The sequence below is a fragment of the Sphingomonas colocasiae genome (assembly GCF_019880585.1).
GTDB classification, from domain to species: domain Bacteria; phylum Pseudomonadota; class Alphaproteobacteria; order Sphingomonadales; family Sphingomonadaceae; genus Sphingobium_A; species Sphingobium_A colocasiae.
In genome coordinates this window covers 260,440-273,312 of sequence record NZ_JAINVV010000013.1, presented here as the reverse complement: position 1 = coordinate 273,312, position 12,873 = coordinate 260,440, and the positions used below count along the sequence as shown (strand labels likewise).

Below are 12,873 nucleotides of genomic sequence, written 5' to 3'. Positions count from 1 at the left end.
ATGGCCAGACCGTTTCGTTCCCCCGGCGCCGCCCTGCGCGCGGCGCTGGCGTTTCTCGTCTCCGCGATCCTGATCGTCCAGCCGGCGATGGCGCAGTCGATTCTGCGCGACGCCGAAACCGAAGCGGTCCTTCACGAGATGTCCGAGCCGCTGATCCGGGCGGCCGGGCTGGAACCCAAGAACGTCACCGTCGTGATGGTCGGCGATCCCAGCATCAACGCCTTCGTGGCGGGCGGGCAGATCGTCTACATGAATTCCGGCACGATCATGCAGGCGGACAACGCCAATGAAGTGCAGGGCGTGATCGCGCACGAGCTTGGCCACATCACCGGCGGACATATCATCCGCTCGTCCGAGGGGATGAAGCAGGCGACGGGCATCACGCTGCTGAGCCTGCTGGCGGGCCTCGCCGCGGTCGCGGCGGGGGCTGGCGATGCAGGCATGGGCATCATGATGGCCGGCCAGCAGGCGGCACTCGGCAAGTTCCTCGCCTTCACCCGTACCCAGGAAGTGAGCGCGGATGCCGCGGGCGTCAAATATCTCGCCGCCGCCGGCATCAGCGGCAAGGGCTCGATCGCCTTCTTCAAGCGCATCCAGAATCTCGAATATCGCCTGAATATCCCGCAGGACGACAGCTATGGCCGCACCCACCCGCTGACCAGCGAACGCCTGTCCGTGCTGGAGCATCAATATCAGGCGTCGCCGGCCTGGAACAAACCCACCGATCCCGGGCTGGAGGCGCGTTTCCAGCGGATCAAGGCCAAGCTGCGGGGCTTTGCATGGGATTCGGCGCAGACGCTGCGAGAATATCCCGAGACCAACAAGACGGACGCGGCACGCTATGCGCGCGCCTATGCCTGGCACAAATCCGCTTATCCGGACAAGGCGATGACGGAGGTGGACGCGCTGCTGACCAAGGCGCCGCACGATCCCTATTATCTGGAACTCAAGGGGCAGATCCTGCTCGAATCGGGGCAGCCGGCCGCCGCCATTCCGCCCTTGCGCGAGGCCGTGCAGGCGACGCGCGCGCAGCCGCTGATCGCCGCACTGTTCGGCCATGCGCTGATCGCGACCGAGGATCCCAGGAATTTCGACGAGGCGCGCAGCGTGCTGAAGGCGGCGGTGACCCGCGACAACGACAATCCCTTCGCCTGGTATCAGCTTGGCGTGGTCTATGAGCGCGAAGGCGACATTCCGCGCGCGCAGCTCGCCACGGCCGAACGCTATAATCTGCAGAACCGCCCCGAACTGGCGCTTCCCAATGCGCGGCAGGCGATGCAGGGTATCAAGGAAGGCACGCCGGACTGGCTGCGTGCGCAGGATATCGCGATGGTGTCCGAAGCCGCCATGTCGAAGAAGAAAAAACGCTGACGCCAGCGAATCGAGTGATGAGATGACGAAGACCATATCCAGGAGAACGACCATAATGATCGGCATCGCCGCTTTTCTCGCGGGCGCCGCCGGCACCGCGCTCGCCACCGGCGTGCTCGGCGCGCCGCAGGTGGGGGACGCGGAACGCGCGAAGATCGAGGCGGTGGTGCGCGACTATATCCTCGCGCATCCGGAGATCATCCCGGAGGCGATGGAGAAGCTCCAGCAGCGGGAGATCAGCAAGGTCGTCGATACGAATCGCAGCCGGATCGAAACCCCCTTCGCAAGCGCATGGGCGGGCAATGAGCGCGGCGATGCCACGCTCACCATCTTCTTCGACTATGCCTGCGGCTATTGCCGGGCGAGCCTGCCGGATATCGAACGGCTGCTGAAGGAAGACAAGCAGCTCAAGGTCGTCTTCCGCGAACTGCCGATCCTGAGCGAGACCAGCGAGCTCGCCGCGCGCGCGAGCCTGGCCGCCGCGGCACAGGGCAAGTTCAAGGCGTTCCACGACGCGCTCTACGCCGCCGGCCGTCCGACGCCGCAGACGATCGAGCGCGTCCAGAAGGAGGTCGGCATCGATATCTCCGCCGCCGCGAAGGTGCAGACCTCGCCCGAGGCCAGCCGCGAGATCGAGGGCAATGTCCAGCTCGCGCGCGACCTGCGCTTCAGCGGCACGCCGAGCTGGGTGGTGGGCGACCAGATCCTGAACGGCGCGGTCGGTTACGACACGCTGAAGAAGGCGATCGCCGAGGCGCGCAAGAAGGGGTGAGCGTTTGAGTCCCGTGGAGCGACGGGACCTCGCGTCATTGCCTGCATCTGTCATCCCCGCGAATGCGGGAGGGCGGATCCTTGTTGGTTTTCTGATGCTTCATGGAAAAGCCGGATCGCCGCGTTCGCGGGGGTGACATGGAAGGGCGGGGTTTCGAGCCCCTTAATCGCGTCCCTTGAAGCCTTGCGCGATCACATACCATTCCGACGAGTCCTTGCGGCTCGCCGGTGGTTTCGCGTGCTTCACCGTCGCGAAATTCTGCTTGAGGATCGTCAGCAGCTCGCGATCGGTGCCGCCGGCGAAGACCTTGGCGACAAAGGCGCCGCCGGGTTCCAGGATCTGGATCGCGAAATCGACCGCCGCCTCGACCAGTCCCATGGTGCGCAGATGATCGGTCTGCGGATGGCCGACGGTGTTCGCCGCCATGTCCGACAATATCAGGTCCGCGCCGCCGCCCAGCGCCTCCTGCAACCGCGCGGGCGCGTCGTCGTGCATGAAATCCATCTGGAAGATGGTCACGCCGTCGATGGGGTCGGTGGGTAGCAGGTCGATGCCGACGATCGCCGCGCGCGGCGTCGCCTTGCGCGCGACTTGGCTCCAGCCGCCCGGCGCGATGCCGAGATCCAGGATGCGCTTCGCGCCGCGCAGCAGTGCGAATTTCTCGTCGAGTTCGAGCAGCTTGTAAGCCGCCCGGCTGCGATAGCCCTCGGCGCGCGCGCGCTTCACATAGGGGTCGTTGAGCTGGCGTTCCAGCCAGCGCGTCGATTGCGCGGTGCGCCCCTTGGAGGTGCGTACCCGCTGGCGTCCGCCCGATCCGCCCCGGCTCATTTGTCGCGGGCCATCAGCAGGCGCAATATGCCCTCGCGGATGCCGCGATCGGCGACGCCCAGGCGTTCGGCTGGCCAGATATCGATGATTGCCTCCAGTATCGCGCAGCCCGCCACCACCAGATCGGCGCGCTCGACGCCGATACAGGGCTGCCGCTGCCGTTCCTCGATCGACATGCGCGACAGGCTGGTGCTGATCTGCTGCATCGCCTGCGCGGGCACGATCAGCCCGTCGATCGCGCTGCGATCATAGGATGTCAGCCCCAGGTGCAGGCTGGCGAGCGTGGTGACGGTGCCGCTGGTGCCGAGCAGGCGGATGCCTTCCATCTCGCCCAGCGGCAGCCGTTCCGCGAAGCGCGCGAAGCTGTCGCTCACGCGGCGCTTCATGCGGGCATAGGCGTCGAGCCGGGCAGCGTCGCTGTCTTCGGCGACGGGTTCGCTCTCGGTCAAGGAGACGACGCCCCAGGGCGCGCTCAGCCAGTCGCGGATGTGGGGATGGCCCTCGCGCGTGTCGATCAGCACAAGCTCGGTCGATCCGCCGCCGATATCGAAGATCAGCGCCGGGCCGTCGCCGGGTTCGAGCAGCGCGTGGCAGCCCATGACGGCCAGCCGCGCTTCCTCCTCGGCGCTGATGATGTCGAGCGCGATGCCGGTTTCGCGATAGACACGGTCGATGAATGCCTGCCCGTTCACCGCCTGGCGGCACGCCTCGGTCGCGACCGAGCGCGCGAGCGTGACGTGGCGGCGGCGCAATTTGTCGGCACAGATGGTGAGCGCGGCGATCGCGCGGTCGATCGCGGCCTCGCTCAGCCGTCCGGTCGCCGCCAGGCCTTCGCCCAGCCGCACGATTCGCGAGAAGGCGTCGATCACCACGAAGCCGTCGCCTTCGGGCTTGGCGATCAGCAGCCGGCAATTGTTGGTGCCGAGATCCAGCGCGGCATATGCGCGCCGATGTGGCCACCGCGCGGACGCGGTACGCCTGGAGGCCGCAGGGCCCGCATGCGGGGCGGGCTGGTGCGGCAATGGCATGGAACGCTCCACCATGGCCGTCAAATCACTCTTATGTTCTCCGGAAAACGGGAATACCGCCCGGTACTTGAATGACAGACTAGGGACTGCTCGCGCGAACCGCAAGGCGGGCATCTGACGGATGGTGCACGAAGCCCCTTGACCCGGGCGCACCCCCCGCCTATTTCGCGCGCCTCGTTGCCCCGTCGTCTAAAGGTAAGACTACGGACTCTGACTCCGTCAATCGAGGTTCGAATCCTCGCGGGGCATCCAAACATACCTTCCCGAAGCGCTGAAGAATCCGCCGAGGCGCCCGATCGGCGCGCGGGCGAGGCCCGTGGCCGGATTCGCCGCGAAAGCGCGTCCATCCCGCTTTGACGGCCAGGGTTTTTCGTCTAGGTTTGACGGCGAATAACCGAAAAAATACGCGGAATTCGTCAAGGGGCAGCATTGGTACGGCTGAAGCGGAACGCCTGTTACGGGGCGGCGATCGCCATTGCGTTGATGGCATTTCCCGCAGCCGTTCAGGCGCGCGAACGTTGCGTTCGGTTCGTGAGCGTGGGCGGGGCGCTTTCGAAGGTCCTGCGCGACTATGCGCGCGCCGCGGGCATCCAGATCATCTTCAACGAAAGCGATGTCGCGCGGCTGAGCGCTTCGCCCTTCAACGCGACCATTTGCCCCGCCGACGGGCTCGCGATGCTGCTCGAAGGCACCGGCATGACGGCGCGGTGGCAGGCTGGCGGCATCTATGTGATCTCCGCGTCGCGATTCGGCGCGGCGGACCGTGACGACGACATCATCGTGACCGCGCGCAAGCGCGCCGAACGCCCCATCGACATTCCGGTGGCGCTGACGAGCATCGGGGGCAGGGCGATGGAGCGCAGGGGGGGCCGCAGCGTCGCCGAGATTCTCCAGGAAGCGCCCGGCGTGGGCGTCTACGATCAGGGCAACGGCCTGTCCAAGATCATGATCCGTGGCGTGTCGACCTCGCTCGGCGCGAACGAGAACGGCTATTATCTGGACGATCTGCCCTTCACCGGGGTGACGGTGCCGCTCAGCCCCGATGTGCGCGCCTGGGATCTGGACCGGATCGAGGTGCTGCGCGGCCCGCAGGGCACATTGTTCGGCGAAGGATCGATGGGCGGCACCATCCGCATCCTGACCAAGGGTGCGGATCTGGACGTCTGGGAGGCAAAGGCGGCGGGTTTCATGTCCGGCACCCATGGCGGCGGCGCCAATGGCGGAATCAAGGGGGCGCTCAACGCACCGATCATCCCCGGCATATTGGCGGTTCGTGTCGCGGCGACGCATGAACGGTTCGATGGCTGGCTGGACGATGATGCCGCCGGCACGCGCAACCTGAACGGCCAGCGATTCGACACCGTCCGCGTCAGGCTGCGCTTCGATCCCGTCGCACGGCTATCGATCACCGGCAGCTACTGGTTCTACCAGGGGCGGTTTCCGACGGGGGGCTCGCTCGGAACCGACAATGGCCAGCAATCGCGCTCGTCGGTGTTGCGCACCACGCCCAGGCACCGGCTCTACAACGGCGCGGCCCGCTATGATTTCGGTGGCGCCGAACTCTTCTATGGATATTCGCACAGCGATTACAGGCTGCCCCAGAACGGCTTGCTGCTCGGCGGCGCGATCAGCGCCGTGATCGGCATCAAGGTCGACTCGCATGAATTGCGCCTGGCATCGGCCGGCGGCGGCCCGCTGCAATGGACCGTCGGCGGCTATCTGCGCGACGCCGATCGCAACGACAATCTCGATTTCGCGCTGTTCGGCATCGACAATGTGGATTCCACGCGCAGCAGGGCGAGGGCGGTGTTCGGCGAAGCGACCTACACGCCGGGCGGGGCGCCGATCGATATCACCGCGGGCCTGCGTTACTATGAGGAGGATCTGGGCGGGTACGAGGTCAATTCCGGCATCGTCACCCATGATCAGGGCGACACCTATCGCAGCGTCAATCCGCGCGTCAGCATCGCCTGGCATCCAAGGCCCGATGCCACCATCTATGCCAGCGCCGCCAAGGGCTTTCGCGCTGGCCAGCTTCAGCCGACCACATCGCTCGCGCTGGGCAAGCAGTTCGGCATCGATCTGCCGCCGGCGCTCGGGCAGGATTCGATCTGGACCTATGAACTGGGCGGCAAGGCCGATCTGTTCGATCACATGCTGACGATCGAGGGCGCGATCTACTACAGCGACTGGAAGGATGTGACCGTCCGCATCCCGATCGCGGCCACCGGTTTCAACGGGCTGATCAATTCCAAGGGAATCCGCAGCAAGGGGGCCGAACTGTCGGTGATCCTGCGGCCGATGAACGGCCTCACGCTCTCGGCGAATGGCGGCTATGTCGATGCCACCTATTCCGGCGCGGTGGCGGGCACGGGCATCATCAAGGGCGCGATCGCCGACGATGTGGCCAGCTTCACCGCCAGCGCATCGATCGATTATGGTGCCCAGATCGCCGATGGCGTGTTCGGCACCGCGCGCATCGGGTGGCAGCACAGCAGTCCGCGCAGCTTCGTCGCGTTTCCGGGCTATCTGCCGGGCGATACGATCGACCGGATCGATGCGCGCGTCGGACTGGACTTCGACCGTGTCAGCGTGGCGCTGTTCGCGGACAATCTGACTAACGAGAATGGCGCGACCAGCTATCGTCTGGTTCAGACGATCGCATCGGGCGGCACCGACATCTCGGCATTCCGCCCACGCCCGCGCACGATCGGGATCGAGGCGAGTCTCCGCTTCGGCGGCAGGCCCTGACCACCGGCACGCCCTGACCACCGGCACGCCATGTGACGCGCTCAGCGCGCGGCGCCGGATCCCGCCGACAGCACGGTTTCGCGATCCCCTCGGCTGACGGTCAGGCCGTGCAAGGCCGCGACGCCCTGGGCGAAGGCCGCCGCGTCGTTCGCCTCGAACACGCCCGTGATCCGGATATCCGCGGGTACGCCGGCACCGATCACCAGCGGGCGCGCCGCATAGCGATTGAAGCGTGCGACTACCTCGGGCAGCGGTTCGTCGACGAATTCGAGCTGGCCAGCCTCCCAGAGCGGCGCGCGCGCCGACTGGATCCGTGGCGGGGCGCTGTCGACATCGCCAAATGCCGGAAGCGTCAGGGCGGAGCCGGGCTTCATCGCGGTGATCTTGCGCGCGCCGCCCGCGCGCGCGCCGAGCACATCGACCGATCCTTCGTAGAGCGCGACATTGGTCGCCTTGCCCAGCAGTTCGACGCTGAACCTGGTGCCGGTGGCGACAACGGTCTTGTCGCCCGCCGTCACCGCGAACGGGCGGCCGTTCTTGGCCACTTCGAAGCCCGCGCGCCCCTGAAGCACCTTCACGTCGCGGCGCGCATCGGTGATGCGCACGCTGACCGCGCTGTCCGCGTCGAGCGTCAGGCGTGATCCGTCCTCCAGCACCGCCACGCTGCGCTCGGCGGTGCCGGTGCGATAGTCGACGGCGCGCGCGGCCCGATCATCGGCGGAGCCGCTGACCGGCAGGTCCGTGAAGCGGACCAGCGTCATCGCGCCGACCGCGATCACGACGCTCGCCGCGGCGGCCAGCCCCGCCAGCACCCAGCGCGGCCGCGCGCGCGCCTGCCCACGCCAGCGATCGGCATGGCCGCGGCGATAGCTGTCCAGGGCTTCGCCGCGCATGCGGATCATCTCCGGGGCGGTGGCGGCTGCTTCGGTGACGCCCCAAAGGCTGGCCTGATCATGAAAGGCCTCCGCGTTGGCGGGCGTCTCTATCCAGGCGGTCAGTTCGGCGCGCTCCGCTTCGGACAGCGGGCCTTCGGACAGCCGCATGCACCACAGGGCCGCCTGCTGGTCGCGATCGACCTCGCCATCATCATGGACAAGCTTCACGTCTTTTCTCGCATTTTCTTGACGAGGACCCCCATCACCTTCGCCACATGTTGTTTCACCGCATTGGCACTGATGCCATAGATTTGCCCGATATCGTCCTGCGACATGTTCTCCAGCCGATAGAGGATGAACATGGTGCGGGATCGTTCGGGCAGTTCGCCGAGGATCGCGATCAGGCTCGACACCTGTTCGCGGCCCTGGGCGATCCGTTCGGGATCGAGTTCATACAGATCCGCATCGGTTTCGGACAAGATCGCACTGGCATGGCTGTCGCGAACCTGTTGGCGGCGCGCGCGATCGACGAGCAGATTCTGCGCGATGCGGAAAATATAACCGTCGAGCTGGTCGATCGCCGTCTTGCTGTTGAGCGCGCGCAACAGCACTTCCTGCGCCAGATCCTCCGCCTCCGCTTCATTGCGGATGCGCCGCAGGAAGAAAGAGACCAGCGCCGGGCGCCACCGCCGGCAGAGATCGCTCTCGATCGATTGTTGCTGTTCCTGTGCCACCGCCGTCATTTCGCCGCCGCCACCATCTGGTGAGCCCTGTCTAGCATGACGCGCCAGATCGGCTGAGGGATAGCAGCGCGCGCGCTTTTTTCGCGTTCGCCAAAATAATTCCGAGATCGTCCTATCTGTCCCCGAGGCTGGCGCGTCCTTCTCAACATAACAAGCGAGAAGGGGACTCCATATGGCCATATTCAATCTGCGGCACGCGATCGTGATCGGCCTGCTCGGCGGCACGGCGACGATCAGCCCCGCTATGGCGCAGAGCGCCGGCGCGGAGGCGGCCGAGAGCGACGATATCGTCGTGACCGCGCGCAAGCGCGAGGAGCGGGCGATCGACGTGCCGATCGCGCTGAACGTCGTCTCGGGCGAGGCGCTGGAGCAGCGCGGCGCGCGCAACCTGAGCGATTTTCTTCAGGAGGCGCCGGGCGTGGGCGTCTATGATCAGGGCAACGGCCTGTCGCGCATCACCATCCGCGGCATCTCCACCTCGCTCGGCGCGAACGAGAACGGCTATTATCTGGACGATCTGCCCTTCACCGGCGTGACGGTTCCGCTGAACCCGGATGTGCGCGCCTGGGATCTGGACCGGATCGAGGTGCTGCGCGGTCCGCAAGGCACGTTGTTCGGCGAAGGGTCGATGGGCGGCACCGTCCGCATCCTGACCAAGGGTGCCGATCTCGACAATTGGGAGGCCAAGGCATCGGGCTTCGTGTCGGACACCGACGGCGGCGCGACCAATGGCGGGGTCAAGGGCGCCTTCAACGCGCCGATCATTCCCGGCATATTGGCGGTCCGTGTCGCGGGCACGCATGAACGCTTCAACGGCTGGGTCGATAACCGGGCGGCGGGCACGCGCAACCTGAACGACCAGCGTTTCGATACCTTCCGGGCGAAGCTGCGCTTCGATCCGACCGATCGCCTGTCGATCACCGGCAGCTACTGGATGTTCAACAGCAGCTTCCCGCAAGGCGGATCGACCGCGACCGACGATGGCCAGCAGTCGCGATCCTCGGTGCTGACCAGCAAGTCCCGATACCGGCTCTATAATGGCGCGGCGCGCTATGACTTTGGCGGGGCGGAGCTGTTCTACGGCTATTCCCACAGCAAATACGCGCTGCCGCAGAGCGGCCCGCTGCTTGGCGGCACGCTGGTCGCGACGATCGACATCAAGGTGGATGCGCATGAACTGCGGCTGGCCTCCACCGGCGATGGGCCGCTGCAATGGACGGTGGGCGGCTATCTGCGTGAGGCGAAGCGCAGCGACGGCGTCGAGTTCGCGCTGTTCGGCATTGACAATGTGGATTTCACGCGCAGCAAGGCGAAGGCGGTGTTCGGCGAAGCGACCTACACGCTGGGCGGGGCGCCGATCGATATCACCGCGGGCTTGCGCTATTATGAGGAGGATCTGGGCGGATACGAGGTCAATGCGGGGATCGTGACTCCGGACGAGGGCGACACCTACAAGAGCCTCAATCCGCGCGTCAGCATCGCCTGGCACCCCCAGCCCAACACCACCATCTACGCCAGCGCCGCCAAGGGCTTCCGTGCCGGGCAGCTCCAGCCCACCGTCTCGGTCGCGCTGGGCAAGCAGTTCGGCATCGACCTGCCGCCGGCGCTCGCGCAGGATTCGATCTGGACCTATGAACTGGGTGGCAAGGCCGATCTGTTCGATCGCATGCTGACGATCGAAGGCGCGATCTATTACAGCAACTGGAAGGACGTGACCGTCCGCATCCCGATCGCGACCACCGGCTTCAACGGCCTGATCAATTCGAACGGCACCCACACCAAGGGCGCCGAGCTGAGCGTCATCCTGCGGCCCGTGAAGGGGCTGACGCTTTCGGCGAGCGGCGGATATGTCGACGCGACCTATTCGGGCGCGGTTGCGGGGACGGGCATTGTCGACGGCGCCGCGGTCGACGATGTTTCCAAATTCACCGCCAATGCCTCGGCCGATTACCGGACGGAGATCGCCGATGGCGTGCTCGGCACCGCGCGCATCGGCTGGCAGCATGCCAGCCCGCGGCGCTTCAATTCCTTCCCCGGCTATCTGCCGGGCGACGCCACCAACCGGATCGACGCGCGTATCGGCGTGGATTTCGATCAACTGAGCGTCGCGCTGTTCGCCGATAACCTGACCAACGAGAATGGCGCGACCAGCTATCGCAGCGTCCAGCCGATCGCGCCGGGCGACAATGACATCACCGCCTACCGCTTCCGCCCGCGCACTATCGGGATCGAGGCGAGCTTCCGCTTCGGTGGCCCGGCGCGCTGATCGGGATTGTCGTCTACAAAATCAGACATGGAGTGAGATGATGAAGAAGGATGTTTTTCCGAAGGCGCGGACGGGCAAGATACTGGGCATGATGGCGGCCACGCTGCTGGCGTCGGGCGGTGTCGCCCATGCGCAGGACGAACGCTATCAGTGGCTGGAGGAGCCGCAGAGCGCCAAGGCGCTCTCCTGGGCCGCCGAACAGACCAGGGCGGCACAGGCCAGGATCGCCAAACTGGACGATCGCGCGGCAATCGAGGCCGAATTGCGGGCGTTGCTCAAGGCCGGCGATCCGCCGCCGCAATTCTATCCCCTGGGCGATCGGATCCTCCGCTTCCGCCGTTCGGTCGCCAATCCGCATGGCGTGCTGTCGATCGCGAGCAAGGATGCGAATGGCAAGCCCGGCGCATGGCGAGACCTGCTGGACGTGGACGCGCTCCGCAAGGCGGAGGGCAAACCTTATGAATTCCACACCTATTCGTTCGCCGATGCCTGCCTGGCGCCCGATTATAATCGCTGCATCTTCGCGCTGTCGCCCGCCGGGGCCGACGACGTCGAGCTGCGCGAGTTCGATCTGGCCGACGGCCGCTTCGTGGCGGACGGTTTCCGCGCGCCCGCCAGCCGCGCCCAGGCGATCTGGATGGACCGCGACCATCTGCTGATCGAACATGCGCTGGGCGACACGCCGAAGCTCGCGACCGGCTGGCCGACCACCGTTTCGCTCTGGACGCGCGGCACGCCGCTCGAATCCGCGCGGATCGTCTATCGCGCGCAGCCCAACGACGCGATCATGACGCTGAGTTCGGCTGGGAGTGGTGGCGAGCGCGTCGGCGTGATCAGCCGCGCGATCGACTATTCCAACCTGGAGACGCTGATCGTTCGCGGGGACGGTTCGGTGGAGACGACCGCGATCCCGCAGCGGCGCAGCATGCTGGCGTTCGTGACGGGTGGTGACTGGATCGTCGCCCAACTCGCCGAGGATGCGACGGTCGCCGGCAAGGCGCTGCCCGCCGAAACCATCGTCGCCTATGACGTGCGGCGCGCGACCCCGGCGGACAAGCGCTTCAGCGTCGTCGCGCGTCCCAATGGGAAGGATTTCCTGTCCGGGTTCAATAGCCTCGCCGCCGGGCGGACGACGGTGCGCATGGCGATGGACAGTCGCGGCGTGAAGCGGCTCGACACCGCGCGTTTCGCCAATGGCGCGTGGACGGTGACGCGCGGCGCGGCGGAACCGGTCGGCACCAGCGTCAGCGTCGCGGCGACCAATCCCGCGAGCGACGATGCGGTGGTGCAGCGGACCGGCTATCTGCTGCCGACCAGGCTGGACCTGTCGGGCGCGGGCGGGCGAACGGCCGAACTCTTCGCCGAAAAGCCGGTGTTCGACGCCAGCCGCTTCACCGTCGACCTGAAGACAGCGCGGTCGAAGGACGGCACCGAGATCGACTATTATCTGCTGCGCCCCAAATCGCCGGCGCGGCCGGGCGAAACGCCGACCCTGATGACCGGCTATGGCGCCTTTGCGCTCTCCTTCACGCCCGGCTATCTCGACGCGATCGTCGGCGGGCGTTCGCTGGTGCCCTGGCTCACGCGCGGCGGCGCGCTCGTGCTGCCGCTCATCCGGGGCGGCGGCGATCGGGGCGAGGCCTGGCATCTGGCGGCGATCCGCGAGAAGCGCCAGAACAGCTATGACGATTTCGCTGCGGTCAGCGAGGCGCTGATCGGCGAGGGGTTCACCAAGCCGAAGCATCTTGGCGTGTTCGGCCAGTCCAATGGCGGGCTGCTCGCCGCGACCATGGGCACGCAGCGGCCGGATCTCTATGGCGCGATCGTCAGCGACGTGCCGCTGACCGACCTGATCCGCATGCCGCTGATGGGCATGGGCGCCGCCTGGACCAATGAATATGGCGATCCAGGCGATCCGGTGATGGCGGCGGCGATCAAGCGCTATTCGCCCTTCCAGAATGTGCAGGCGGGCAAATCCTATCCGCCGTTCATGCTCACCGTCGCCACATCGGACAATCGCGTCGGCCCGGGCCATGCCCGCAAGATGGCGGCGCGGCTGATCGATGCGGGATCGGAGGTTTATTATCTGGAGGACCAGGAAGGCGGCCACGGCGTCAGCGACCCGCTCAGCCGGCCCGAACTGATGGCGGACCGGATGACCTTCCTGATCGACAAGCTGCGCTGATCGATCGCCGTTCGCATCGATCTGGAGCAGCCGATTCGATAGAATCGGATCGGC

Annotated in this window: 9 protein-coding genes and 1 tRNA gene; 6 read left to right on the top strand and 4 right to left on the bottom strand. The window is 66.3% G+C overall.

What is annotated here, in order from left to right; translation table 11 throughout:
* Positions 1–1,371 carry a M48 family metalloprotease gene (locus K7G82_RS26550; protein WP_222992979.1) on the top strand — a complete coding sequence of 457 codons (1,371 nt, stop codon included), beginning with the start codon at positions 1–3 and terminating at the stop codon, positions 1,369–1,371.
* Positions 1,372–1,426: 55 nt separating this feature from the next.
* Positions 1,427–2,143, top strand: coding sequence for a DsbA family protein (locus K7G82_RS26545; protein WP_222992978.1), 717 nt, complete (start codon positions 1,427–1,429; stop codon positions 2,141–2,143).
* A 162-nt stretch (positions 2,144–2,305) separates the two neighbouring features.
* On the opposite strand, the gene K7G82_RS26540 is transcribed toward K7G82_RS26545, so the two are convergent.
* Both K7G82_RS26540 and K7G82_RS26535 read right to left on the bottom strand, forming a co-directional pair.
* On the bottom strand, positions 2,306–2,971 hold the full coding sequence (locus K7G82_RS26540) for an RlmE family RNA methyltransferase (RefSeq protein ID WP_222992977.1): 666 nt from the start codon (positions 2,969–2,971) through the stop codon (positions 2,306–2,308).
* Positions 2,968–3,999, bottom strand: a complete 1,032-nt coding sequence (locus tag K7G82_RS26535) for a Ppx/GppA phosphatase family protein (RefSeq protein WP_246623891.1) — start codon at positions 3,997–3,999, stop codon at positions 2,968–2,970. The genes K7G82_RS26540 and K7G82_RS26535 overlap by 4 nt, the downstream gene beginning before the upstream one ends.
* 178 nt (positions 4,000–4,177) lie before the next feature.
* Between K7G82_RS26535 and K7G82_RS26530 the strand changes: the two genes are divergently transcribed.
* Positions 4,178–4,251, top strand: a tRNA-Gln gene (locus tag K7G82_RS26530).
* Between the two features lie 177 nt (positions 4,252–4,428).
* The gene (locus tag K7G82_RS26525; RefSeq protein ID WP_246623890.1) at positions 4,429–6,750 is read left to right on the top strand and encodes a TonB-dependent receptor; all 2,322 of its coding nucleotides are present in this window, start codon (positions 4,429–4,431) and stop codon (positions 6,748–6,750) included.
* A 41-nt stretch (positions 6,751–6,791) separates the two neighbouring features.
* Here K7G82_RS26525 and K7G82_RS26520 read toward each other — a convergent pair whose 3' ends face one another.
* Positions 6,792–7,853 carry a FecR family protein gene (locus K7G82_RS26520; protein WP_222992975.1) on the bottom strand — a complete coding sequence of 354 codons (1,062 nt, stop codon included), beginning with the start codon at positions 7,851–7,853 and terminating at the stop codon, positions 6,792–6,794.
* Complete coding sequence (locus K7G82_RS26515; protein ID WP_222992974.1) at positions 7,850–8,368, bottom strand: RNA polymerase sigma factor; 519 nt, start codon at positions 8,366–8,368, stop codon at positions 7,850–7,852. Before K7G82_RS26515 ends, K7G82_RS26520 begins: the two co-directional genes overlap by 4 nt.
* Before the next feature lie 172 nt (positions 8,369–8,540).
* On the opposite strand from K7G82_RS26515, the gene K7G82_RS26510 reads away from it, so the two are divergent.
* Positions 8,541–10,634, top strand: coding sequence for a TonB-dependent receptor (locus K7G82_RS26510; protein ID WP_222992973.1), 2,094 nt, complete (start codon positions 8,541–8,543; stop codon positions 10,632–10,634).
* A 40-nt stretch (positions 10,635–10,674) separates the two neighbouring features.
* Positions 10,675–12,819 (top strand): prolyl oligopeptidase family serine peptidase, encoded by a 2,145-nt coding sequence (locus tag K7G82_RS26505; RefSeq protein ID WP_222992972.1) that lies wholly within the window; start codon positions 10,675–10,677, stop codon positions 12,817–12,819.
* The last annotated feature ends 54 nt before the right edge of the window (positions 12,820–12,873 follow it).